The organism is Fibrella arboris (assembly GCF_041321095.1).
GTDB lineage: Bacteria > Bacteroidota > Bacteroidia > Cytophagales > Spirosomataceae > Fibrella > Fibrella arboris.
Genome location: NZ_JBGGWE010000014.1, coordinates 13,027 through 36,499, shown reverse-complemented (window position 1 = coordinate 36,499; position 23,473 = coordinate 13,027). Strand labels below are relative to the sequence as shown.

Here is a 23,473-nt window from a genome sequence, read left to right as displayed (position 1 = left end):
CGATTTTGCAGGCTTTACGGAATCCTGATGAATTACCACAACGCGTTTGGGTAGACCAGGAAGGAACCCATTACTCGTATTCGGGGAGCGTGAAACCGTCTTCTTTAGCCTCTTCGGATTTCGTTGCGCTGAACAGACTGACTACTTTCTGGATCGGTTTACTGGCGAACATACCCGCCATCGTATTCAAGGCCGATACCCCCCACTTCGTTGCCGGATACACGATCCAGGGCACTCCGGGGGGCAACTTCTGAACCTCGTCTACGTAGGGGCGCATGCGTTTTTCGTAGGCGGCAAACGCGTCCTGATGGCGTTCGTGGCTCGCTAATTCGCCAGCCAGTATATACGCGCCAACCATCGCCAGGGTGACGCCCTTACCGGTCAACGGCGTGGGACAGTAGGCGGCATCACCGATCATGGCGACCCGTCCAGCCGACCATCTGGGGGCGATGATCTGGCCAATTTTGTCGAAGTAAACATCCTCCGTGCGATCAATAGCGTCGATGAGCCGGTCGGCCTCCCAACCGGCACCGGCCAGCTTGGTTTTCAGCACGTCTTTCTGGGCAGCGGGCGACAGCTTTTCATACGCCTCATCGGGTTCCAGGAAAGCAACTGACGCCCGTATGGTTCCCTGATTGTCGGGACGAAGCATAAGTACACGGCGGTCAGTAGCCGTGTACCAGCGCCACCAGTTCGTATCGGTATCCTGCCGGGGAATGGTTAGGTACGCTGTGTACAAACCCAGATACCTGAATGTGGGCTCATTGCCAAACACCAGCCGCCGGGTGCCTGATCGAACGCCATCCGCACAGATAACCAGCTGGAAGGCTTCTTTTTTACCGCTCGAAAAGGTCACGGTGACGGTGTCGGGATGTTGCTCCAACCCCACGATCGAATCACCAAACCGGTAGGCCACATTCTGCTTCGTACAATCGTAAAGAATGCTGACCAGGTCTCCCCGCAGAATCTCCAGCTCCCGGGTGCCACTGATGGCCCCTTCTTTGGGAAAGGCGGCAACTACCTGCCCGTGCTGCCCAATGAACTGCAGCCCGACCTCGCTTGTGTTGGCAGCCCGTATGGCGGATTCGATGCCCATCTTTCGGACAATTTGCTCGGCCGGCCCGTTGACGTCGACATTTTGGCCACCAAGTCGCAGCGAGTCGGATCGTTCAATGATGGTAACCTCGAACCCATACTTGACCAGCCAGAAAGCCAGCGTAGGCCCCGCAATACTGGCGCCAGCTATAAGCACTTTTTTCAACGCTTGAGTTGTCATGATCAGTAAACTGTTATCAATGGAAAGAGGCTAGCTTTTCTCCGGCTGGCAGCAACCGAGCGAACCCATCATCTGCCAACCCTGAAGTAGCTGAACAACTATTAGTTCCTGTTCTACAAGCCTTAATGCCGACAACGCGGCCGCTCTGCCGGATAATGACCTGCTACCAATTCCAGGCGGCAGGTCATTTATGGCTGTTTTCTAAACCAATTTATTGTAGACACGCCTATTCTTACCAGCTTTGTAACAGCATTTAACCAAGCTGAATGATGAAACTACGTACACTACTAGCAGCGCTGTGCCTTGTATTAGGGATCAGCCAGATTGCACAGGCCCAAGCCTCTATCGATGAAACAGTGAAAGAATGGGAACGGGCGAAAGCCTATACCAGGGAATACCTGGATGCCATGCCTGAGTCGGGCTATGCGCTGAAACCTACGCCGGAAATGCGCTCCTTTGCCGAGCAGATGCTGCACCTGACCGATGGCAGCTACGGCTTTGCCTCGGCCGCAACTGGTGAGAAACTACCGGCGGGCGTGGGCGAGTTGGAAAAAACAACGACCGATAAGTCGAAAGCCAACATCACTAAACTCGTGCTGGCAGGCTATGATTTCGTGATCGCCGGCATCAAGAAACTGACCCCCGCCCAAATGAACGAGCAGGTAAAACTATTCGGCCGCTTCGACATGAGCCGGGGCATGGCGCTGGCTAAAGCCTTCGAGCACCAGACACACCACCGGGGGCAAACCACTGTCTACATCCGATTAGCCGGTGCCAAACCACCGCAGGAGAAGTTGTTCTAGGGTTGTGGAAGTAAATACCCTTTAACAAAAATTGCTGATGCGTGGCCCTCCAACAGGCTCAGCGTCAGCAATTTTTGTTAAGCAACCGATCACCTAATCAGCCAGTCCATACAGTTGATTGAAAAGGAGTTTAAACGTTCCCTGTGCCTGCGCCCGGAACGTGATCTCGGGGCCAAACGCGTAGAGTTTACCCGCTCCGACAGGGGCCATGAAGGCCGTTACGCCATCGCGGAGGTACGCTTGTCCCCAGGCCCAGCCGCTGCGGAGTGGTTTATCGTTCGGGAACCACATCAGCGGTTTAACGGTCCCGTTGGCAATGGCTTCCGGTGCCAGTTTAAAGACCGGGCTCGAATCGAAGTAGACGTCCGCCTGCGTGGGCATGCCCCAGGTAGCCTGCTGGGTTGAGTCGAGGGAAACGCGCAAAATACTACCGGGAATGAAGTATTTCTCGTTGTTCAACGGCCGTTCCTGTCCGTTCGGCCCCATCTCGACCAGCGCGTTACGCACCGGCAAACCGAGGTGATAGGCCAGGTTTGTGCTGGTGCCGATCGTGACCACCTGCCCGCCTGCTTCCATAAACGCTTTTAGCTGAGGAATTGACTTGTCGGCCGTGATGCGCCCCATCGACGGACGGTATTCGGCGGGTGTTTCTTCGACTTTCGGCTCACGAAAACCGCCTGTTTCCCCTTCGCCACGCGCTGGCGCATTGCCACTTCCTACGGCTGGAATAGCGCGGGTGACAAAGACAATTACGTCGTATTTACTCTTCAGATTGCCCGCGTCGATGTCCTGCGCGTAAACGAGCTGCATCGGGTAGTGGTATTGCTCCATCAGCCAACGTACCCAGCCCGACGGCATCGACCCGCCATAGGTATCCCACAGGCCAATGCGCAGGGGAGTTACTTTCTTTATGGCCGTGGGCCGCTTAGCCATGCTGGTCACCGTCATACCCGACGCGTCGAGGATCGATTTTGCTTTGGCCGACGCCGGTACGTAGAACGAACCGGCCGCGCTCGTGCCATTTCCTGCGGGCATCCGGTAGACCTCGACACCGGCTTTTATCAGATCATTGACGGCCAGAAAAGCGTTGTTAACCTGGCTGTTCAGCACGTACCCGGCACCCGACCCATTGACTTTCGCCGTGGGCGATTGCAATTCGCCGTAAGGCAATTTCTTAAACGGCCCGTCGAAAGCAGTGAGCAGGCGGTCGAATTTCACGTTCATCTGGTAGGCGAGCGTCCAGCCAGCGGCATCATAGGGGCGAACGGGCGGGCCACCGGGATATTGGAAATCGTTGGGATGATCCTGCGGCTCGAACATATCCAGAATATGGGGCCGGAACGCCTGATCGAGCTTCACGATGTATGACCCCGCCGGGTACGTCCTGCCCGCTACGCTGAAGTCGGTCGTAGCCTGCTGCACCTGAATGCCCGTTTTGATAAGCGCATTCACAAACTTCACCGCCGTGGGCCAGTCGGTTTGGCTCGATGGGATAATGTAGCCGCGCGGATCGCGCAAGAGCGAGTCTTTCAGTACGGCGGTAAAGTATTTCACCGGTATACCTTCGCCACGCAGAGCCGATCCTGCATCTGACAAAGCGGTAGTGCTGCCGGGGGCCGTGGCGCTGGTGGGGCCCGTGGTGGTGCTGCCAGGCGCTGTAGCTCTGGCCGTTGTAGCGCTGGCGGGCGGATTCTTTTTCAGATCCGCCTGATACATTTCATTGATGGTCTCCACCCGCTTTGGCGAGAGGGTCCAGTAATTGTCGCTGCCCCGGTCAATCGAGTTTTTGCCCATCTTGTAGATGTTGTAGAGCAACTGGTCGCGCTGACGGGCGGCATAATCGAGCACGGCGTAGTTGAGCGATACCGAGTAATCGATCGACTGGCGGAATCGCCACCGCTGCGGCGTCACCGGGTTGGGCGTGTTCCCGTTTGGAATCAACCGCGACGGAATCAGGGGTACGTTCTCGGGCGTTGGTCCACCAATGATTTCCGTCAATAAACCAATCATGTTGTGGAAGTGCGTCGTAGTGCGCAGGCCGCCATTGTACCAGGTCGAGAACACCGAGCCGCCCAGCCGGGTAAAACCAGGTTTGTTCTCGGCATTCAGGCGGTTGTACATGGCTGCCCCCAGCGCGTCGATACCCGTTACCATCAGCGGGTCGAACACGTAGTTGAATGGGTCGCGGTAGGGCGGGCCAGCCAGCACCGACCCGGCCGGGCCGCGCTGGTGGTGGTTATACATGATCTGCGGAATCCAGTCGACGAACAATTGGCGGCCGATGTTCTGCGACTCTTTCAGGTTCATGATGTAGAAATCGCGGTTGTTATCGTGGCCCGCGTATTTCTCATACAGGCGGGGCAGGTTATCCAGCGACCGTTTTTCGGGGACCGGATTCCGCATGTACCAGTTCGAGACGATCTCCTGCCCGTCGGGGTTAGCATGAGTCAGCAGAATGACCACGTTATCGAGGATCCGCATCGTTTCGGGGTCGGTGCGACTCACGAGCTGGTAGGCCGTTTCGATCAGTTGGTGCGTGCCCACGGTTTCGGTGGCGTGCAGGCCGCCATCGATCCAGACCACCGCCTTGCCTTCTTCGGCCATAGCCCGCGCCTGTTCCTCAGTCAGGCCTTCGGCCCGCGCCATTTTGGTCGAAATTTCCTGGAAACGGGCTAATTTTTTGTGGTTTTCAGGCGAGGTAACGATCATCATAAACTGATCGCGTCCTTCCTCCGTCTTACCAATGCTGGTCAGTTTAGTGCGGGGCGAAGTGGCCAGTTTCTTAAAATACGCCTCAGTTTGGGTGTAGGTAGCGAGCTGGTAGTCGTCGCCGATAGTAAAGCCGAAATGCTCTTTCGGCGTCGGTACGGTCTGCGCCTGCACCGACATGCCTAGCAGCAGGACTGTACTTAATGCCAGTAAAGTTGTACGGAACATAGAGTGAATAAGAGCCACCGGGCTCGTTGATGAATCCTCGTCTAAGTACGCCATTTTATACGGCTTCTATTACCGGGCGTAATAGAAAATTTGGCCAGTTGACCCTATCACCTGCGCCAGCGTACCTATTTTATGGGCCGGGCATACCGTTGTATTCCGAATAAAGCGCATATTGCCTGCTAACCTGCTTTGCTGTATGCCCGTTCTACAGGATCCACTGGCTATTCTGGCCGTATTGATGCTCAACATTATCATGGCCGAGCAGCTCGCGAAACGGCCTTATTTCAAGGCACTGGGCACATCGCTGATCGTGATCATCATCACGGCCATCACGGCTAACCTGGGGTTAATTCCCGCCTCAACCGATCCACCACCCCTTTACGACGGCATTTTCACGTACCTGGCACCCATTTCCATTTTTTATCTTTTGCTGACCGTCAACTTAAAAGGACTTAAGCGGGCGGGGGCACCGATGGTCATTAACTTCCTGATTGGCGCGGCAGGCACGATGGCCGGTGTTATCGTGGCTATGCACGTAGTTGGTGGCCCAAAGGGGTTTGGACCACTCTTTTATGCAGTGGGTGGCATGTTTACGGGTACCCATACAGGCGGAAGCAGTAACCTTAACGCCATCGCGCTGCACTACGGCGTGAACAAAGCGGGAAACGTCTATGCGGCCACCATTGCTACCGACAATATCGTTACGGCGCTCTGGATGGGCGTTTGCCTCCTGCTTCCGCCGCTACTAAACCGCTATTTTCCCCGCCGACTGGCGACTACATTGACTGCCGACGAAACGCTCCGCTACGAACAGGAAGCCAACGACCAGATCAGCGATGTTGAAACCATCAATCCGCAGGATCTGGCCATTCTCATTGGGTTAGGCGTGCTTGCCTTGTATGCCTCCCAACTCGTAGCTGGGTACGTTCCCGCCATGCCTAAAATTCTGGTCCTGACAACCCTTGCGCTCATCCTGGCGCAACTACCCCAGGTGCAGCAGCTGCGCGGCGTTCGTGTGGTCGGTATTTTTTGTATTTACCTGTTTCTAGCTGTTATCGGTGCTTTTTGCGATCTGGCCGTACTGGCTAAAGATGGTCGATTGGCCTTAACGATGCTCACGTTCGTCAGCATTTCGGTGCCAGTTCATGCCCTGTTTCAGTTCGGCCTCGGGGGGTTACTCAAGCAGGACTGGGATGTACTGGGCATTGCTTCCCAGGCGAATATTGGCGGGTCGGCGTCGTGTCTGGCACTTAGCAAAAGTCTGAATCGACCCGATCTGCATCTGCCTGGTATTCTGGCCGGAGCACTGGGCAATGCCATCGGCACATACTGTGGCTTGCTGGTAGCTGAATACCTACGAACAGCTACGTTTAACTAGCGAAGCAGCATACTAGACAAAACACCACGTAAACACGCCGACAGTGGTGCCAGAACAAGCCTGGAAATACAACAAACCGCTTGACCAATAGCTGTTTACGTGATTTCACGGCCTCTTTTCAGTAGTTATACGCTACTTCTGCTTGAGCGAAAGCTGGAAATTTGATCCTCAATGGATTAAGACACACCGCTTATCGATCGACTCAATTATGAAACCTGTTCTGGTCTGCCTGTTCTTCGTATTTGCTGCGAGTTGTAAAAAAACGGATACATCATTGAAAACGGTAAATGATGTCACGTTAACAGCCAACGCCTTAAATGTGCCTATAACTACCTACGACGCAGGCGCTTACCCAATCCAATCGGTTCTGGTAGGAAACGCCATTTACTTCGGCAACTGGTCGAACACGGCAAAGGCCCAGTTTTTTGTCCGGTATGATCTAACGGCCAATGCGTTCTCGTCGGCGTTGGCTAAATCGGCCAACGTATGTGGGTGTGGGTACAGCAGCCATCTGGTCAGCGATGGCACCAACATCTTCTACATTGCCAACGATGCCACCAAGTACACCGCTTCGACGAATACATGGGCAACCATAACGTACCCGACTACGGCAAGAGATAATGCTGGTGAAGCGGGCGTGGTTTATTACAGTGGTAACCTGTATTTCGTGGGTGGCCGTACACCCAGCACCCTGTTTAAATATTATTCCATCGGTCAGGATCGGTGGTTCACGGTGCCCAATTACCTGTATGCCACCACCAGCAGCGAAATGGCTGTTTATAAAGACAAAATCTACGTGCTGGGCGGCCAGGGGGCCAAGCAGAAGATGGCCTATTTCTCAACGTCAGCCAATGCCTGGACAGCCCTGAAAGACATTCCCGTCGAGGTATCCAGTAATTATGGCAATGCTTTCTCAGCAGTTTTGGGTGATTACCTCTATCTGCTACAGGGCCAGTCGGTCTACGTCTACGATATAGCCAATGATGTTTGGGCGGCAAATCCTATTACGTTCACTGGTTTACCCGCCTACGGTAACCTCTTCTCGAATGGGCAAAAGCTATTCGTAAGCGGTAAGAACACGGCAAACATCCCCGTCGTGACTGAACTGGTGGTGTCAACAAAATAAAAAAGCCTGCAAATCAATGATTTGCAGGCTGGTGCCGAAGGCGAGACTCGAACTCGCATGTCCGTAAAGACACACGCCCCTGAAACGTGCGTGTCTACCAATTTCACCACTTCGGCGGTTGAACCGGTACAGGTTCGCTTTCCCTTGTTGGGACTGCAAAGATAAGGGGCGACCTGTGCGTTTTGCAAGCGTTATTGCAAAAAAAAGAGTGGGGCTGGGGCTCGCAGGCCTTTTTCGCACTGAAGGCAGAATGGCGTAATAGGCGGCTACTGTGTGTCCAAGAGCGGGCAGGCACGATGGCCTGCCCGCTGTGCGTTAACAAATTTGCATCTAAACCCTCCCGCAGCTACAACTCCACTTTCTCGTACATGTCGGGGATGGCGACGTTGGGGAAACCAGCGGCGAGGAGCTTTTCGCGCCAGACTTGCTGCGTGTCGTAGTCGCCGTGAACGAGGAACAGCGTTTTTACCGCAGCGGGGTTCTGGCAACTTAAAAACTGGAGCATTTCCACCGAATCGCCGTGGGCCGAGAGCGAATCCATGATCTCGATCGTAGCGTTGACGTCGTAGCGTTCGCCGAAGATGTTTACCTGCTTATCGCCCCGCTTTAATACCCCACCCAGGCTGTTGGGCGACGCGTAGCCCACAAACAGGATCGTGGTGCTGGGGTCTTCGATGTTGTTCTTGATGTGGTGCTTGATCCGTCCTGCTTCGGCCATGCCCGACGGCGCGATGATGATGCACGGCCCCGGTCGGTCATTGATGGCTTTCGACTGCTCCACGTCGGAGATGTAGTGAAGGTTTGGGAAGTCGAAGGCATCGCCGTCTTTTTTGATATAAGCCAGAATCTCCGGGTTGAAATCCTCTTCGTGGTGGCGCATCACGGTGGTAGCGCTCACCGACATCGGTGAGTCAATATAAACGGGCAGAGTGGGCAGTTTGCCTTCGCTGGCCAGTTGGTCGAGGGCATAGATCAACTCCTGGGTGCGGTCAACGGCGAAGGCGGGGATCAGGAGTTTACCTTTTTTCTGTACGCAGGTTTCCTCCACGATGCGCAGTAAGTGCGCTTTCATGTCAGGCTCATTTTCGTGCACTTTATCGCCGTAGGTCGACTCGCAGAGGATATAATCGGCCTGGGGGAAGGTCTCGAACGTACGCAGGATCTTGTCGTCGGGGCGACCGATATCACCGCTGAAAAACAGTTTTTTATCGACCTTCTTTCCATCGGCACCCATTTCGCTCAGGGTCAGGCTAATGGCTGCGCTGCCCAGCAGGTGGCCGGTGTCGGTGTAAAGGAAACTGGCGGTCGGGTTCAGGTACGTTCGTTTGCCGTATTCGACGGCCTGCATCTGGCTGAGGGCCTGCTTCACATCGTCTTCTTCATACAGCACCTCCAATTCCGCTTCGTTCCGGTTACGGCGGCGTTTGTTCACCCGCTCGAGGTCTTTCACCTGAATCCGGGCGCTATCCATGAGCATGATCTGGCACAGATCGAGCGTAGCAGGGGTGCAGAGGATTGGCCCTTTGAACCCTTGACGAACCAGGCGTGGCACCAGTCCCGTATGATCGATATGCGCGTGCGACAGAATCAGTACGTCGACGTCGGCGGGGTTGAAGTGAAACTCCTGATTGAGTTCGTCGGTGTTGATGCCCTGGAAGAGACCGCAATCGAGAAGGATTTTGAAGCCGTCGGCGGTAGTGATGAGGTGTTTACTGCCCGTCACGGTGCGGGCGGCCCCCATAAATTGAATCGTCATTGAAAGGGTGTTTGGAAAGTCAGACAGGCAAGGTACGAATTGGGTTGAGATAGTTGCTTTCTTCAGATTTACCCCTAAATCCCCTGAAGGGGACTTTGCACTGCTTATTAACGAATGGTGGGTTAGCGAAGCAAAGTCCCCTTCAGGGGATTTAGGGGTACTACGCTCACATCAGTATTGGGCCAGCGTGGCTTTCAGTGACGACACCATGGCGTCGGCAAGACTGGTGGGGGCCAGTACGCGCAGGTGTTCGCCGTAGGAGCGCAGGTGCATGAGCAGGTCGCGGTTGGGGGCCAGCCTGAGTTTTACCACGCATTCGGTGTCGGTATCAGAAATGACTTCCTGGGTTTGGTGAATGGGTTTCGCTTTCACATACCGCCCAAACAACGGACTGAAGGATAGCCGAATCTCTTCGACGGGTCCGCTGCTGTCCGTGATGCCGTAGATATGTTCGAACAGTTCGCTGACGTTGGTCAGGATTTCCTCAGGTACGTAGCAGGGCTCATCGAGAATGGAAAGGTCACTCATGCGGTCGAGGGCGAAGGTGCGCTCTTTCCGGGTACGTTCATCATAGCCAATGACGTACCAGCTATCCCACACTTCGCGGAGTAGAATGGGGTGCAGTGTGCGCAGTACAGGAACGGTTCCGGGCTCGGTAGGTTCGTGTTTGGTGTATCGGAACATGATCTGCCGGTTCTGGTTCACCGCCCGAATCAGCACAGGTACGTACTGCCGGTTTCCACCCAGAATCTTTTCCTCCACATAAACAACCCGCCTGCCAATACCTTCGGGGCCGTCGCCGGGCTTCACCTCGCGGATGATATCGAGGCTCTGCCGCACTTTCTGCAACGCGCTGGTCAGCTCATCGGCTACGGAAGCACCCTGGGTGGCGGCCAGCACCTCGCGGGCGTAGTCGAGCGCCTCCATATCGTCGGGCGTGAGCATCAGCTTTAGCAGCCTGAATTGCGGGTTGGTGTAGTAATAGCCGTTCGCCCGCTTATCGTAGGCGATGGGCGCGTCATGGTCTTCGCGCAGGCGCTGAATGTCTTTTTCCAGCGACGAGATTGACCGGATACCGCAGGTCTCCTGACATAACTCGAACAGGCGTTCTTTGGAATACTGGCGCGGATACCGGCTAATGACCTCGTCGATCAGGCGGTAGCGTTGAAAAGCAGAGCGGGTGATGGGCATATATGGATTTGGGGGTTTACCTCACCCCCCGGCCCCCTCTCCTTAAACCAAGGAGAGGGGGAGCAGCACTACAGCAGCTTCGCTAAGCAGCAAGGCTACGCTGGAGCGGCGGCTCCTTGGTCAAGGAGAGGGGCCGGGGCGGTCCCGCGTTCGGGTGGGGTAAAGCTCCAGAAAAATAATTCTAAAAAAAAAGATCAACGTAAAAAGATTACGTCTTGCCAGGTAAATATTTGTATCGGACATACAGAAACGATAACCATGAACCTTACGCAACGTCCGCAACCGAACGCAATTTACCCCGCCGCCCTGGCCAGCTCGCCAGTTGCCGCACCCAGACTACGGGCCAGCCGATCCGGCCAGCTGTCGGCCCGTCAGCTGTTTGATGTTGAACTGGGGCTCGTGCTCCTGAGTCAACTCATGCCCACGGCCTCTCCCGACCATCTACCAGCCCTGCTCAACGACAACACCGTTGCTTACGGCGCCAACTGGACCGCCAAACAGCGCCGATGCCTGAACCGGGGCCGCGCCATGCTGCGCCCCTTTCAGCAAAGCACGCTCTGGAACGACCTGCTTGACCGATACAGCCGCCTGACTGACCAGATGCAGGCCTTCGACATTAGTAACGACCGCAGCCACTTCCACCAGAAGTCGGTTGGTTTTTTCCGCAACCGCGTCTTTACCCTTCGCCAATTACTGGCGTAAGGCTCCTTGCTCGAACAACAACAACGAACATGAACATGACGGCTTCCACTCTGGCTTCCAACCCACTGCCTTCGCTGCCCACCCCGGGTACGCGTTTCAGCTGGCAGGAACCCCTGGCTACGCGCCTGAAGCATCAGTACAACCTGGCGGGCCAATCGGCTAATCGCCTTTTAAATATTGAATTAGGACTTTTTCTGCTTACCGAACTCCTGCCCGACGCACCACCTGAAGCCCTGCCCGATCTGTTGTCGGGCAACGGACTGATCTACCTGCGTCGGCCGGTTTGGTCGCCCAAGCAACACCGGCTATTGAGTCGTGGGCGCACGTTGCTGGCTCCCTATCAGGACCGGGCTACGTGGTTTCAGGCGCTGGTCAAGTATGCGTCGTTACCTGCCCAGGCCCGTATGTATAGCCTGAGCCAGTATGGCAGTATCTCGGAAAGTGAAAACGCCAGCGCGGGCAGCTACACCCAGCGCGAACGCCTGACCCTGTTCTGGCGGGCCATGATTTAGAAAAGACCCCACCCGGACGCGGGACCGCCCTAGCCCCTCCCCTTGTTTAAGGGTGGTCCGCCATCGCGGAGGGGCCGGGGCGGTCCCGCGTCCGGGTGGGGTAAAACCCCTTCTTTATGCTCTCCCAATTCATCCAACATATCACTCGCGCGGCCAATCCGGCGGCGGCGCTTCAAACCGTTACGGCCCCTGTTTTGACGACTACGTCGACAGCCGCACCCGCGCCCTTATCAACAACCGATTCAACAGCACCGGCTTTGCGTACGGTAAAGCTGATCATGGTGACGGCGGCCAACAACAACAAGTATTACGAAATGCACGAAACCGCCTCAGGTACGTTCACCGTCAGCTACGGCCGGGTGGGTGGTTCGGTCAGTACAGCAACGTACCCAATGGATCAGTGGGACAAAAAATTTCGCGAGAAAGTAGCGAAAGGCTACGTTGATCAGACGCATTTGTACGCCGACAAACCCGCTACGACCAGCACCGACACCATTGAGAACGCCCAGGTACGCGCCCTGATGGCCAAACTGATGGAGTACGCCAATCAATCGATCTTCCAGAACTACGTGGTATCGGCGCAGCAGGTGACCAAACAGCAGGTTGACACGGCACAGCAATTGCTCAATGAACTGGCTACGCTGATCGACACGGGTCTGGATGTGAGCCGGTATAATGACAGGTTACTCAGTCTGTTCAAGACAATTCCACGAAAAATGGGGAAGGTAAGCCAGCATCTTGTCCCACAAACTCCACAGACATCCGGCGACTTACAGACCCTCCGCGACCGGCTCGCCGCTGAACAGGACACACTCGATGTCATGCGGAGTCAGGTTGAGCTGAACCAGCCAACGCCTGATGCCAACAGTCCCGAGCAAGCCCCACCTTCGCTGCTCGACTCGCTGGGTCTGACCATAGACCCCGTTACAGACAACCGGGTACTGACGCTGATCAAGCGGATGATGGGCGATGATGCCGCCAAGTTCGATGCCGCATTTGCCGTGCAACAGACTCATACACAGGCTGCTTTCGCGAAACACGTGGCGGCGGCTAAAACCCCGAAGACGCAACTGCTCTGGCACGGGAGTCGCTCGGAGAACTGGCTCTCTATTTTGAAAAGTGGGTTGGTGCTTCGTCCGACCAACGCGGTGATCACCGGAAAAATGTTTGGCTACGGCATCTACTTCGCCGATCAGTTCAGCAAATCGCTCAACTACACCTCACTAAGCGGCTCAGTCTGGGCCGGTGGTCGGCAACGCGAGGCGTATTTGGCCATCTACGAAGTGCATGTTGGCAAGCAGTTTGTGGTGAGCGAACATGCGGGCTGGCATTATACCCTGACGGGCGATGTGTTGGCTAAGCGCGACCCGACCCTCGACTCCGTGTATGCCCAGCGCGGTAAGAGCCTGTTAAAGAACGAATTCATTGTCTACAATCAGGATCAGAACACAATCCGGTATCTGGTCCGCGTGAAACTGTAACAACCTAAACCACTGAGAATCATGAAACTGAAACCACTGAACCGGCAGTCTGTACGCATGGCTGCTACGCTATTGATGCTGGCCGAAGGAAGCACCACCACCTTGAACGTTAAGCTATATCTCCGCGACCGGGGTTTCCGGGCGGGCCAATCTGAAGTATCGTCGTGGCTGTTTCGTATCGCTACCCGCGAACGCTGGACCATCAACGACAACGGTACGTTTCGGGTGTATTGTTTCCCGAGCTTCATGGGTTTGCCTCTGTCGGGTGGTAGCACCATCGACCGCGTTGCATCACACCGTAGCAGCGGACCTGCCCTCAGTTAAGATATAGCCGGTAAAATAGCTTCGCGCTGCGGTCGAAGGGCACGTAGCGCGAAGCTATTTTACTGGCTATATCTTATGAGAAAGCCCTGTTATGTCTTCTCTTCTGTGTTTAATTCTCGATAAGGCCACCCATCTCATCTTTCAGCTGAACGCCGGAGAGTTTGCGGGTTTTCATCTCGGTGAGCAGGTACAGTAGCTTTTGCGTCGCAAACTCGTAAGGCATACCTTCCGGGCGGATGTTGGAGACACAGTTGCGGGATTCATCTGTCAGGCCGGGTCGGGGCGCGTAGGTGAGGTACGCGCCCATACTGTCGGGGGAGGTTAAGCCGGGGCGCTCACCGATCAGTATCAGGGTGACGCTTGCCTTCAGAGCCTGGGCCACTTCATCGGCAATGGCTACGCGGCCCTGCTGCACCAGGCAAATGGGTGTCAGCGACCAGCCCTGCGCCACCAACGCGGGTACCAGTTGCGCCAGCAAAGGCACCACGTGCGTGTTGATCGCCGTGGCCGACAGCCCATCGGCCACCACAATAGACAGGTCAGCGGGTCGTGTGTTCAGGGTCTTTAGCCGAAGCCACGAATCAGCGTCGAGGCGGCGACCCTGGTCGGGGCGTTGCAGGTACGTTTGTCGATCAGTAGCCTGGCTTTGGAGCAACAACGGCCGGGGCTGAATGCGATCGATGTCGGCCAGAAGCCGCCCTGTTTCCAGTGTCGAATATACCGCATCGCGCGCGCGGGCATGGTCGAGTTGAAAAGCGAGCAGCGCACGGGTTGGCAGGCTGTGCCCGGCCCGACCCCGCGCAATACGGGCGGCGGTATAGGTTTGCAAAAAATCCCAGGGGTCGGTTTGCATATGGGTTAGTGGTTGTGTTATGGATTGCTTTTCGCTGAAATGTATTGCTTCGCGTGCGGTCCTTTCGACTAGACCGGTTCGCGAAGCATAAGAAATTACCCTACCCCTGCCATATCCAGCAATGGATTTCCTGAACGGACGGGGAGTAACTGGCCTTTTTTGTTGATCAAGCCCATTTTTTCGAGCCACGCCTCAAATTCCGGGGCGGGTTTCACACCCAGCACCTGCCGAACATACTGCGCATCGTGGAAGCTGGTGCTCTGGTAATGCAGCATCACATCGTCGGCACCAGGAAGGCCCATGACGAAGGTGACGCCAGCCACGCCAAGCAGGGTCAGGAGCGTATCCATATCGTCCTGGTCGGCTTCGGCGTGGTTCGTGTAGCAAACGTCGACGCCCATGGGCAGGCCAAGCAGTTTGCCGCAGAAATGATCTTCCAGCCCCGCCCGAATGATCTGTTTGCCATCATAGAGGTATTCGGGACCGATGAACCCAACTACCGAGTTGACCAGCAGCGGATCAAACGCCCGCGCTACAGCGTAGGCCCGCACTTCGCAGGTTTGCTGGTCCATGCCCTGATGCGCATTGGCCGATAGGGCACTACCCTGCCCCGTTTCAAAATACATCACGTTTTGCCCCACGGTGCCCCGGCTCAATGCCAGCGTGGCTTCATGGCCTTCGCGCAACAGAGCCAGATCGACGCCAAACGACCGGTTTACGGCTTCAGTACCGCCAATGCTCTGAAACGCCAGATCGACCGGAGCACCCTGCTCAATGGCCCGGATGGTGGTGGTCAGGTGGCTCAGCACGCAGGTTTGGGTAGGAATGGCCAGCCGTTCACGCACCTGATCGAGCATACGGAGCAAGTTGATCGTGGCAGGTACGTTGTCGGTAGCCGGATTTACGCCAATCACCGCGTCGCCCGATCCGTAGCAGAGGCCGTCGATGAGGCTGGCCGTAATGCCGCGCAGATCGTCGGTGGGGTGGTTGGGTTGCAGGCGTGTATGAAAGCGGCCGGGGCCGCCGAGCGTATTTCGGAACCGGGTCACGATAGGGCAGTTTCGCGCTACGCTGATCAGATCCTGGTTCCGCATCAGTTTCGACACGGCCGCTACCATCTCGGGCGTCAGGCCACGGTGCAGGCTCGTCAGCTGGGCGGGTTGCGCTGCCAGCAGGTGATCGCGCAACCCGCCGACGGTGAGGTGACTAACCGGCACAAAGGCGTCGGTATCGTGGGTGTCGATAATCAGGCGGGTTACTTCATCCTGTTCATAAGGAATCACGGCTTCGTTGAGGAATTGGGCCAGCGGCAGATCGGCCAGGGTCATTTGTGCCGCCACCCGCTCTTCGGCCGATGCCGCTACCAGGCCAGCCAGTTCATCGCCCGACCGCCGCGGCGACGCCCGCGCCAGCAGCGTTTTCAGGTCAGCAAAGGTGTAGGTACGTTGCCCGATGGTGTGGCGATACATGCAGTTCGGTTACAAATGGTTGGAACCCTGTTTTTGACAGGCCGATTAAACGCACTTAAGTTAAAACAACCAGCCTGAAGATGCGGGTATCTTTTCTGGCCGCCCCCTCGAGATCAGTAACGGATCGCCACGCTTACCAACGCGCCCGGATAGCGCCAGTACAGCAAAGTGACCATTTTAAACTACTTATTACATTATTCGGCTAATTCGTATAAAAAATCAAAGTAGTCTGCTTTCAATCGGTTAAACTGCTACTAGTAAAACTAAAACCTTTCGTTATGAAAAAAAGTATTTGGGGCCTTGTCGTGCTGATAGCCACTACAGCGGCCTGTAAAAAAGGGACCGATGATGGGGGGACCACACCCACGCCTGTGCCGGAAGCCGTAACGCTAAAAGCGGCGGCTACCTTTCCTATCGCGGTGGCGGGTAGTAATGGGGCTTTTATTACCAACGCCACCTCGTCTACTGTCATCAGGAACGAGTTTAACGGCATCACGTTTGAAAACGAGATGAAGAACAGCTCCCTGGTGAATAGCGCTGGCGGGTTTAACTTCACCACTGCCGATGCCATGGTGGCTGCTGCACAGGCGGCCAACATTCAGGTGCACGGCCACGTGTTAGCCTGGCACTCACAGGCACAGGGTACCTATTATAGAAGCGTTTTAAGTGCGGCCACTCCCAGTAGCGTCAACCTGGCTCCGAACCCCGGCTTCGAGAGTGGCGATGCAACCAGCTTTACCAATTACACCACGCTGAATTCGGGCAATCCGGCCGGTACGGCCAGCATAACGGTAGGTTCAGGCACGGCGGAGGTGCGCACCGGCACCCGATCCATGAAAGTGGTGAACCCTACTGCTTACGCAACAGAGCAGTGGCGCGTGCAGGTGACTACCGCCCCTATTCCGCTGACGGTAGGCAAACAATATCAGGTTAGTTATTGGGTGAAAGCCGCCGCCGCAAACGGTTCTATACGGCTCTCTACCCAGCCGTCTGCCTTGTACCAGGCCGATCAGCCCATCGGCACCGCCTGGCAGCAGGTAACCTGGCCGATCACGGCCAATGAAGCGCAAACCCGCATTGTGTTCGATATGGGCCGTGCGAGCAATACGTACTACATCGATGATGTAAGCGTCAACGAATTAGTCACGGCGGGCGGCCCCACCAACAATTACGCAAAAGTGGATAGCCTGCTTAAAAACAACATTCAACAGATTGCCGGGCATTTCAAAGGGAAAGTGCGGGGCTGGGATGTCATCAACGAAATGTTCGCCGATGGGCCGGCCGGGGCTATCCGAAACAACACGAACACGGCCAATGCTACCGCCAACGACATCTTTGTGTGGAGTGCGTACCTGGGTCGTGATTTTGGCGTCAAAGCATTCACCTACGCGGCTCAGGCTGATCCAACCGCTAAGTTGTTTATCAACGAGTACAACCTCGAATCGTCGACGGCCAAGTTGGATTCCCTGATCGCTTACGTGGCAGAAATCAGAGGGAAGGGGGCCAAAGTGGATGGCATTGGTACGCAGATGCATATCAGCATCAACACCAATAAAGATCAGATCGATACGCATTTCAGGAAGCTGGCGGCTACGGGCTTGCTGGTTCACGTTTCTGAACTGGATATAGGCGTTAATACGACGAGTGCAACCAGTTTAACACTTACCGATGCCCTGGAAACCACGCAGGCAGAGATGTACAGTTATGTCATCACGTCGTACATGCGGAATGTGCCCAAGGCGCAGCGTTATGGCGTAACCATCTGGGGCCTGTTGGACGACCAGAGCTGGCGGTACAGAAATGGAGCCGATTACCCCCTTCTTTTCAATCCGGCCGGTACGAAAAAGAAAGCCTATCAGGCCGTGCTGAGTGCCTTAAAGTCGGGACTGTAAGCAGGAACAGCACGCAGAACGGTCATAGAGTAGCCTTGCCTGATGAATCAGAAACTAATCAGGCGAGGCTACTCTATGACCGTTCTGCGTGCTGACCACCTGATGACGACCAATAACAACAAAAGACTAGTATTCTTGTAAGGCCAACACGTCGGACCGCCGTCCCTTATCCTGATGAAGATTTCCTGGCGAACAGCCTGTGCGTTAGTTATCTCGAATATGGTGGGTACGGGTGTGTTCACCAGCCTGGGCTTTCAGCTGGCCGTGGTGCAAAACACCTGGTCGATTGTGCTGCTGTGGGTTCTCGGCGGCCTGCTGGCCCTGATTGGTGCCTTTACGTTCGCTGAACTGGGTACGCACTACGCCCACGAAAACGGGGGCGATTATGTGTTCATCACCAAAGGGTTGCATCCTTTCCTGGGCTACCTGTCGGCCTGGGTGTCGCTCGTTGGCGGATTTGCGGCGCCAGTTGCCATTGCCGGAAAAGCCATGGAGTCGTACCTCGCTCCGTTTACCGTTCCCAACATGCGGGCATTTACGGTCGTGCTGGTGCTGTTGATGGGGCTGTTACATTCATTTAGTCTGCGCCATAGCAGTTTATTTCAAAACGCGACTACACTGGTAAAGATGGCGTTTATCGCGGCTATTCTGGCTATTGGTGTGGTCTTTCAGCCATTCCCGGTAATGCACTGCGGTGGGATGCCAGTTACCAGACCGAGGTATTTACGTCGCCCTTCGCCGTGTCGCTGCTCTACGTTACCTACGCCTACACCGGCTGGAATGCGGCGGCGTACATCGTGGCCGAAATTCGGGACCCCCGCCGAAACCTGCCGCGTGCGCTGTTGCTGGGTACGTTAGGCGTAGCGATTATTTATGTCAGCTTACAGCTGGTGTTGCTCCAATTTGCCCGTGTTAACCAATTACAGGGTCAGGTCGACGTAGCCGTTATTTCGCTGGCGAATGTGCTGGGTACGTCGGGCGGACGGTGGATCAGTGCAGGCATTGCCTTTCAGCTGATCGCTACCATGAGTTCGTATGTCTGGATAGGCGGACGGGTAACGCAGCGCATGGCGCAGGATTTTCCGCTCTGGCAGTTTTTCGGGAAGCAATCGGCGCAACAAATTCCAGTGCGGGCCATCTGGCTGCAGGTGGTCATCACGCTACTGCTGCTGTTCTCAGGTACGTTGGAACAGGTCTTGCTCTGCACCTCGTTTGTACTGCAACTGATGGGTACGTTGGCCGTGGCCAGTCTATTACGTACCCCACGCCAGCCCACTGATTTTCCGAGCCCACTGCGGCCGTGGCTGCAATGGGCCTACATCGCGTTCAGCCTGTTTGTGCTGGGCTTCATCCTGACCGACCGTCCCCGCGAAAGTCTGATCGGGCTGGCCCTTGTGGCGGTGGGTGGCGCAACGTACTGGATCAGACCAAGGCGTCTTTAGTTTACTGTTTACTGTTTACAGTCTTCTGTTGCTCCGCCTAACATACCTGACATTGGTATAGCAGAGCAACAGAAGACTGTAAATAGTAAACAGTAAACTAAAGACTGCTTTTTATCCATTCGTTAAGATTCTTTGTCTAAACCATAAGGTCTATGGTTTGTCAATAGGTATATGTCTGCGTAATACATCGCGGCTCTATTCACTAAATAGACTCAACCATGAATCGTTTTGCAATCATATTATCGGGGTTGTTTTTATCGACTTCGGCGCTAACTCAAGCCCAGGACACGGGTGGTCTTCCACAAGCTCTTCTTGAACTTGTCGGCTCTGTAACGCTCTCAGACGCACAGGTCGTTGAGGCATCGAAACAGGCTGTGCAGCAGATGGACGCGCAGAACCCGGTGGCTGGCCCCAAAGACCCCTACACAGCACGCCTGAACAGGATCGTGGCCCGTCATCATACGATCAGCGGCATTCCGGTCAACTACAAAGTGTATTTAACTAAAGACGTCAACGCCTTCGCTACCGCCGATGGCAGCGTTCGGGTGTTCAAAGGCCTGATGGACATCATGACCGACCAGGAAGTGCTGGCTGTTATGGGCCACGAGATGGGACACGTTGTCAATAAAGACTCGCGCGATGGTATGAAAGCCGCCCTGCGCCGGTCGGCCGTTCGTACTGGATTGGCATCACGGTCAGGCACCGTTGGCCAGGTAGCCCGGTCTCAGTTTGGCGCCGCAGCCGATTATCTACTCGGTGCAAAATTCAGTCGGCAACAGGAAACAGAAGCCGATGATTATAGCTACCAGTTCCTGAAGAAGAATGGCTACAGTGTATTGGCGCTGGCCACTTCGTTCGAGAAACTGGCTAAACTAGGCTCAAGCGGTGGCCCCGAATTCATCTCCGATCACCCCGATAGTGCCAAACGCGCCAAACGTGTCCGTGACCGTGCCCGTCAGGATGGCCTCGCGAGGTAGAGAACGACTTGCTGGCGCGCATATGTGCTCGTGCCAGCAAGTCGCACAAAAAAGCCGTTCCTGAACCAGGAACGGCTTTTTGATTCTTCAGTTGTTGTAAAAAAGCGTAATTAGCGACGTGCAGCCACTTAGAAAATGTATTTGTTCTCGGCGATCATGGCGTCGGCCACGCGGCGGCGAGCGTCTTTCAGATTGATCGGCTCAATTTTGGTAAAGCGTTTCAGGCCCATCAGCATCACGCGGAGTTCATCACCCTCGGCAAAGCTAGTGATGGCTGACCGACCCGCTGCGCTGATCTTCTCAACGGCTTCGTGCAGGTACGCCATCGCAATGTCTTTCTGCAACGTCAGTGCCGCCTCGCCTTTCAGGCCGATCGACTTTTCAACGCGCAACAGCACCGATTCGGCCACGTACACTTCAATCGCCATGTCGGCCAGGTTCATCAGGATCTCCTGCTCATGCGAGAGCTTACCCATGAACTTCTGAACAGCCGCGCCGGCGATCATCAGCACCGATTTTTTCAGGTTTTTCAACACCTTCTTCTCGGCAGCAAACATCGATTCGTCTTCGTCGCTACTGAAATCAGGAATCGACATGATCTCTTTGGCAATGGCCATAGCGGGGGTCATCAGGTCGAGTTCACCTTTCATGGCCCGTTTCAGCAACATATCGACCACCAGCATTCGGTTGATCTCGTTGGTGCCTTCAAAGATCCGGTTGATCCGGGCGTCGCGGTAGGCGCGTTCCATGGGGGCGTCGGCCGAATAGCCCATGCCACCGTACACCTGAACGCCTTCGTCAACCACGTAGTCGAGGGCCTCCGAGCCGTGCACTTTCATGATCGCACATTCGATGGCGAACTGCTCCAGCGCTTTCAGCTTGGCCGTCGCATCGTCCATGCCGCCTGCTTTCAGGTCTTCGATGGCATCGTCGATGTTCTGACCGGCCCGATAGCTGGCTGATTCAGAGGCATATACTTTGATCGCCATTTCGCCGAGCTTGTGCTTGATCGCGCCAAACCGGGAGATGTTGATACCAAACTGCTTGCGCTCATTCGAGTAACGTACCGCGTCATTGATCGCCTGTTTGGCACCACCTACGACGGCAATACCCAGTTTGATACGACCAATGTTCAGGATGTTCACGGCGATTTTGAAACCGTTCCCCCGCTCCGACAGCAGGTTCTCAACGGGCACCTTCACATCGGTGAAGAACACCTGACGCGTGTCTGACCCTTTAATGCCCAGCTTATGCTCGGGCTCATTCATCGTAATGCCTTCGTACGAACGCTCAACGATGAAAGCCGATAAATTTTTGTCCGGTTGGCCGCTGCCATCGTCGATTTTGGCGAAGACGATGTATAGGTCTGCGAAACCACCGTTGGTGATCCACATCTTCTGACCGGTGATGGTATAGAACTTACCGTCTTCCGTCAGTTTTGCTTTGGTTTTACCCGAGTTGGCATCTGAACCAGAATCAGGCTCAGTGAGGCAGTAGGCGGCTTTCCACTCGCCCGTGGCCAGTTTCGGCAGGTATTTCGCTTTCTGATCGTCGTTGCCGTAGTACACGATCGGCAACGTACCGATACCCGTATGCGCCGACAGGGCCACCGAAAATGAGTGCCCGGCACCGGTAGCCTCGGCCACCAGCATCGACGTATTGAAATTCATGCCAAAGCCGCCGTACTCTTCTGGAACCGACGTACCCAGCAAGCCCAGTTCACCCGCTTTGTCCATCAGTGACGACATCAGATCGGGCGACTTGGCGGCGTCGATCTCGTCTAGACGAGGCCAGATTTCTTTGGCCAGAAATTCACGGCAGGTAGCCGCAATCATTTGCTGCTCTTCGGTGAACTCTTCAGGGATGAACACCTGCGAGGCGTCCGTATCTTTAATCAAAAACTCGCCGCCTTTAATCGAAGCTTTATTGTCGGTCGCAATCATTGGTCAGGAATTGTTATGCGTGCATACTAATTACGCACAAAGTTGGCGATAAGTTCGATAAGTAGTATGCATGCATACCATTTTTTTGTGCAAGCGGATTCCGGCTTAATCCAGTAACTTTCGCCTGTTTTACGGTCATCGGCCTACGGCTTCAGGTGACCACCTATTGACAACCAACCTGACAATGGAATTTCTTTCAACAATCGACTCCTCTACCTGGCTCATCATCGGTGGCCTGCTCCTTTTCATCATTGGCGTTGTTATCTATCTCCGTGCATCGGCGAAGCGAAGCCCGAAGGCCGTAGCGCAGGCTACGCAGAACGGCATCACGGTGAAGGTGCTCTACTGCCAACCCAGCAAGAAAGACCGTACCATCTTCGGAGGCGTGGTGAAATACGATAAGGTCTGGCGCACGGGTGCCAACGCCGCCACCATCATTGAGCTATCGCAGGATGTTCGCCTCAATGGCAACCGGCTGGCTAAAGGGCGTTATTCGCTATACACGATTCCCACCCCAACCGACTGGACCGTGATTATCAACCGCCGGACGGGGCAGTGGGGTGTGAGCTACAAAGAAGCCGCCGATATACTGCGTTTTACGGCAAGCACCCGGCCATACAGCCCAACGGCCGAGCAATTTTTTATCAGCTTTGAACCCCAACCCGGCGGACTCAATATGCTGCTAACTTGGGATGATGTTCAGGTAGTGGTGCCCTTCCAGAAGGCTGCGTAATACTATTTTCGTGTTTCAGCTAAACAACTCCGTCAAATCTATTGCCAGTTCGGGGAAGAGGCGAGAGGTGAGGGAATCGGTCATGGGCTTCAGGCCAATGTATTGATCCCCTTCCAGCACGTAAATAAGTACCATTTCATCGGCAGGCTCAACAAGCCAGTATTCCAGAACGCCTGCTTCGCGGTAAAGATCAAATTTTTCGTTCATTTCGCGCTTGGTGTTACCCGGCGAAAGAACTTCCACGACTAAATCGGGCGAACCATTGCAGCCTTGCTCATCAAGTTTGGCATCGTCGCAGATGACACACAGGTCAGGCTGAACAACGGTGAAAATATCTTTGCTCGCTTTAATCGACTTCTTCCGATTATAAAGCCGAACATCGAATGGAGCGAAAAACACTTGACATGGCTTCTTCCCGAAATGGGTTGCCAGTTGAAGATGGAGAGCACCTACCAGCCGTTGATGCCGCACACTAGGTGCAGGAGACATTTTGAGGATACGCCCTTTTATTAGTTCAATCCGTTCCTGAAACTGCCATGTCAGGTAGTCGGCATACGAATACGTTCTATCAGGGTCTAACTGGCTCAAGTCGGTGATTATGGCTGCCATTGCTTATTCGTTTTTGCGAATTTAGCATTTTAAAAGGGCTTAGTTAGTAAGCCCTTTTAGCTTGGCATG

Annotated in this window: 20 protein-coding genes and 1 tRNA gene; 12 read left to right on the top strand and 9 right to left on the bottom strand. The window is 55.0% G+C overall.

What is annotated here, in order from left to right; translation table 11 throughout:
- Positions 1-70: 70 nt before the first annotated feature.
- The gene (locus ACAW75_RS21185; protein WP_370730754.1) at positions 71-1,276 is read right to left on the bottom strand and encodes an FAD-dependent monooxygenase; all 1,206 of its coding nucleotides are present in this window, start codon (positions 1,274-1,276) and stop codon (positions 71-73) included.
- A 266-nt stretch (positions 1,277-1,542) separates the two neighbouring features.
- Between ACAW75_RS21185 and ACAW75_RS21180 the strand changes: the two genes are divergently transcribed.
- The gene (locus ACAW75_RS21180; RefSeq protein ID WP_370730753.1) at positions 1,543-2,079 is read left to right on the top strand and encodes a DinB family protein; all 537 of its coding nucleotides are present in this window, start codon (positions 1,543-1,545) and stop codon (positions 2,077-2,079) included.
- Positions 2,080-2,172: 93 nt separating this feature from the next.
- Here ACAW75_RS21180 and ACAW75_RS21175 read toward each other — a convergent pair whose 3' ends face one another.
- Complete coding sequence (locus ACAW75_RS21175; protein WP_370730752.1) at positions 2,173-5,016, bottom strand: M14 family metallopeptidase; 2,844 nt, start codon at positions 5,014-5,016, stop codon at positions 2,173-2,175.
- 196 nt (positions 5,017-5,212) lie between these two features.
- Here ACAW75_RS21175 and ACAW75_RS21170 point away from each other — a divergent pair, with 196 nt between their 5' ends.
- Positions 5,213-6,394, top strand: coding sequence for a DUF819 family protein (locus tag ACAW75_RS21170; RefSeq protein ID WP_370730751.1), 1,182 nt, complete (start codon positions 5,213-5,215; stop codon positions 6,392-6,394).
- A gap of 208 nt (positions 6,395-6,602) precedes the next feature.
- A complete protein-coding gene (locus tag ACAW75_RS21165; protein ID WP_370730750.1) occupies positions 6,603-7,520 on the top strand; it encodes a Kelch repeat-containing protein in 918 nt (305 codons plus the stop codon).
- Between the two features lie 29 nt (positions 7,521-7,549).
- Here ACAW75_RS21165 and ACAW75_RS21160 read toward each other — a convergent pair.
- The 3 genes from ACAW75_RS21160 to ACAW75_RS21150 all read right to left on the bottom strand — a co-directional run bounded on the left by ACAW75_RS21160 (position 7,550) and on the right by ACAW75_RS21150 (position 10,467).
- A tRNA-Leu gene (locus ACAW75_RS21160) sits at positions 7,550-7,636 on the bottom strand.
- Positions 7,637-7,866: 230 nt separating this feature from the next.
- Entirely contained in the window at positions 7,867-9,276 is a 1,410-nt protein-coding gene (locus ACAW75_RS21155) for an MBL fold metallo-hydrolase (protein WP_370730749.1), read from the bottom strand.
- 171 nt (positions 9,277-9,447) lie between these two features.
- Positions 9,448-10,467 (bottom strand): helix-turn-helix transcriptional regulator, encoded by a 1,020-nt coding sequence (locus ACAW75_RS21150; RefSeq protein ID WP_370730748.1) that lies wholly within the window; start codon positions 10,465-10,467, stop codon positions 9,448-9,450.
- Positions 10,468-10,725: 258 nt separating this feature from the next.
- On the opposite strand from ACAW75_RS21150, the gene ACAW75_RS21145 reads away from it, so the two are divergent.
- The 4 genes from ACAW75_RS21145 to ACAW75_RS21130 all read left to right on the top strand — a co-directional run bounded on the left by ACAW75_RS21145 (position 10,726) and on the right by ACAW75_RS21130 (position 13,486).
- Complete coding sequence (locus tag ACAW75_RS21145; protein WP_370730747.1) at positions 10,726-11,169, top strand: pPIWI_RE_Z domain-containing protein; 444 nt, start codon at positions 10,726-10,728, stop codon at positions 11,167-11,169.
- Positions 11,170-11,204: 35 nt separating this feature from the next.
- Positions 11,205-11,681 carry a pPIWI_RE_Z domain-containing protein gene (locus ACAW75_RS21140; protein ID WP_370730746.1) on the top strand — a complete coding sequence of 159 codons (477 nt, stop codon included), beginning with the start codon at positions 11,205-11,207 and terminating at the stop codon, positions 11,679-11,681.
- Positions 11,682-11,797: 116 nt separating this feature from the next.
- The gene (locus tag ACAW75_RS21135; protein ID WP_370730745.1) at positions 11,798-13,162 is read left to right on the top strand and encodes a WGR domain-containing protein; all 1,365 of its coding nucleotides are present in this window, start codon (positions 11,798-11,800) and stop codon (positions 13,160-13,162) included.
- A gap of 21 nt (positions 13,163-13,183) precedes the next feature.
- The gene (locus tag ACAW75_RS21130) at positions 13,184-13,486 is read left to right on the top strand and encodes a hypothetical protein (RefSeq protein ID WP_370730744.1); all 303 of its coding nucleotides are present in this window, start codon (positions 13,184-13,186) and stop codon (positions 13,484-13,486) included.
- Positions 13,487-13,595: 109 nt separating this feature from the next.
- Here ACAW75_RS21130 and eutC read toward each other — a convergent pair whose 3' ends face one another.
- A complete protein-coding gene (eutC, locus tag ACAW75_RS21125; RefSeq protein WP_370730743.1) occupies positions 13,596-14,339 on the bottom strand; it encodes an ethanolamine ammonia-lyase subunit EutC in 744 nt (247 codons plus the stop codon).
- A gap of 95 nt (positions 14,340-14,434) precedes the next feature.
- Positions 14,435-15,808 carry an ethanolamine ammonia-lyase subunit EutB gene (locus tag ACAW75_RS21120; RefSeq protein WP_370730742.1) on the bottom strand — a complete coding sequence of 458 codons (1,374 nt, stop codon included), beginning with the start codon at positions 15,806-15,808 and terminating at the stop codon, positions 14,435-14,437.
- A gap of 278 nt (positions 15,809-16,086) precedes the next feature.
- On the opposite strand from ACAW75_RS21120, the gene ACAW75_RS21115 reads away from it, so the two are divergent.
- From ACAW75_RS21115 to ACAW75_RS21100, 4 genes are all read left to right on the top strand, one after another.
- Positions 16,087-17,700, top strand: a complete 1,614-nt coding sequence (locus tag ACAW75_RS21115) for an endo-1,4-beta-xylanase (protein WP_370730741.1) — start codon at positions 16,087-16,089, stop codon at positions 17,698-17,700.
- A 174-nt stretch (positions 17,701-17,874) separates the two neighbouring features.
- Complete coding sequence (locus tag ACAW75_RS21110) at positions 17,875-18,558, top strand: amino acid permease (protein ID WP_370730740.1); 684 nt, start codon at positions 17,875-17,877, stop codon at positions 18,556-18,558.
- Entirely contained in the window at positions 18,441-19,142 is a 702-nt protein-coding gene (locus tag ACAW75_RS21105) for an APC family permease (protein WP_370730739.1), read from the top strand. Before ACAW75_RS21110 ends, ACAW75_RS21105 begins: the two co-directional genes overlap by 118 nt.
- 218 nt (positions 19,143-19,360) lie before the next feature.
- On the top strand, positions 19,361-20,119 hold the full coding sequence (locus ACAW75_RS21100; protein WP_370730738.1) for a M48 family metallopeptidase: 759 nt from the start codon (positions 19,361-19,363) through the stop codon (positions 20,117-20,119).
- A 128-nt stretch (positions 20,120-20,247) separates the two neighbouring features.
- On the opposite strand, the gene ACAW75_RS21095 is transcribed toward ACAW75_RS21100, so the two are convergent.
- Positions 20,248-22,062, bottom strand: a complete 1,815-nt coding sequence (locus tag ACAW75_RS21095) for an acyl-CoA dehydrogenase FadE (protein WP_370730737.1) — start codon at positions 22,060-22,062, stop codon at positions 20,248-20,250.
- A gap of 184 nt (positions 22,063-22,246) precedes the next feature.
- Between ACAW75_RS21095 and ACAW75_RS21090 the strand changes: the two genes are divergently transcribed.
- A complete protein-coding gene (locus ACAW75_RS21090; protein ID WP_370730736.1) occupies positions 22,247-22,795 on the top strand; it encodes a DUF2911 domain-containing protein in 549 nt (182 codons plus the stop codon).
- A 15-nt stretch (positions 22,796-22,810) separates the two neighbouring features.
- Here ACAW75_RS21090 and ACAW75_RS21085 read toward each other — a convergent pair whose 3' ends face one another.
- A complete protein-coding gene (locus ACAW75_RS21085; RefSeq protein ID WP_370730735.1) occupies positions 22,811-23,404 on the bottom strand; it encodes a Uma2 family endonuclease in 594 nt (197 codons plus the stop codon).
- Positions 23,405-23,473: the final 69 nt, after the last annotated feature.

What these genes read in the sequence shown, in the direction of transcription:
- ACAW75_RS21185 (WP_370730754.1), bottom strand. Translation starts at nt 1,276, where the DNA reads ATGACAACTCAAGCGTTGAAAAAAGTGCTTATAGCTGGCGCCAGTATT.
- ACAW75_RS21180 (WP_370730753.1), top strand. Translation starts at nt 1,543, where the DNA reads ATGATGAAACTACGTACACTACTAGCAGCGCTGTGCCTTGTATTAGGG.
- ACAW75_RS21175 (WP_370730752.1), bottom strand. Translation starts at nt 5,016, where the DNA reads ATGTTCCGTACAACTTTACTGGCATTAAGTACAGTCCTGCTGCTAGGC.
- ACAW75_RS21170 (WP_370730751.1), top strand. Translation starts at nt 5,213, where the DNA reads ATGCCCGTTCTACAGGATCCACTGGCTATTCTGGCCGTATTGATGCTC.
- ACAW75_RS21165 (WP_370730750.1), top strand. Translation starts at nt 6,603, where the DNA reads ATGAAACCTGTTCTGGTCTGCCTGTTCTTCGTATTTGCTGCGAGTTGT.
- ACAW75_RS21155 (WP_370730749.1), bottom strand. Translation starts at nt 9,276, where the DNA reads ATGACGATTCAATTTATGGGGGCCGCCCGCACCGTGACGGGCAGTAAA.
- ACAW75_RS21150 (WP_370730748.1), bottom strand. Translation starts at nt 10,467, where the DNA reads ATGCCCATCACCCGCTCTGCTTTTCAACGCTACCGCCTGATCGACGAG.
- ACAW75_RS21145 (WP_370730747.1), top strand. Translation starts at nt 10,726, where the DNA reads ATGAACCTTACGCAACGTCCGCAACCGAACGCAATTTACCCCGCCGCC.
- ACAW75_RS21140 (WP_370730746.1), top strand. Translation starts at nt 11,205, where the DNA reads ATGACGGCTTCCACTCTGGCTTCCAACCCACTGCCTTCGCTGCCCACC.
- ACAW75_RS21135 (WP_370730745.1), top strand. Translation starts at nt 11,798, where the DNA reads ATGCTCTCCCAATTCATCCAACATATCACTCGCGCGGCCAATCCGGCG.
- ACAW75_RS21130 (WP_370730744.1), top strand. Translation starts at nt 13,184, where the DNA reads ATGAAACTGAAACCACTGAACCGGCAGTCTGTACGCATGGCTGCTACG.
- eutC (WP_370730743.1), bottom strand. Translation starts at nt 14,339, where the DNA reads ATGCAAACCGACCCCTGGGATTTTTTGCAAACCTATACCGCCGCCCGT.
- ACAW75_RS21120 (WP_370730742.1), bottom strand. Translation starts at nt 15,808, where the DNA reads ATGTATCGCCACACCATCGGGCAACGTACCTACACCTTTGCTGACCTG.
- ACAW75_RS21115 (WP_370730741.1), top strand. Translation starts at nt 16,087, where the DNA reads ATGAAAAAAAGTATTTGGGGCCTTGTCGTGCTGATAGCCACTACAGCG.
- ACAW75_RS21110 (WP_370730740.1), top strand. Translation starts at nt 17,875, where the DNA reads ATGAAGATTTCCTGGCGAACAGCCTGTGCGTTAGTTATCTCGAATATG.
- ACAW75_RS21100 (WP_370730738.1), top strand. Translation starts at nt 19,361, where the DNA reads ATGAATCGTTTTGCAATCATATTATCGGGGTTGTTTTTATCGACTTCG.
- ACAW75_RS21095 (WP_370730737.1), bottom strand. Translation starts at nt 22,062, where the DNA reads ATGATTGCGACCGACAATAAAGCTTCGATTAAAGGCGGCGAGTTTTTG.
- ACAW75_RS21090 (WP_370730736.1), top strand. Translation starts at nt 22,247, where the DNA reads ATGGAATTTCTTTCAACAATCGACTCCTCTACCTGGCTCATCATCGGT.
- ACAW75_RS21085 (WP_370730735.1), bottom strand. Translation starts at nt 23,404, where the DNA reads ATGGCAGCCATAATCACCGACTTGAGCCAGTTAGACCCTGATAGAACG.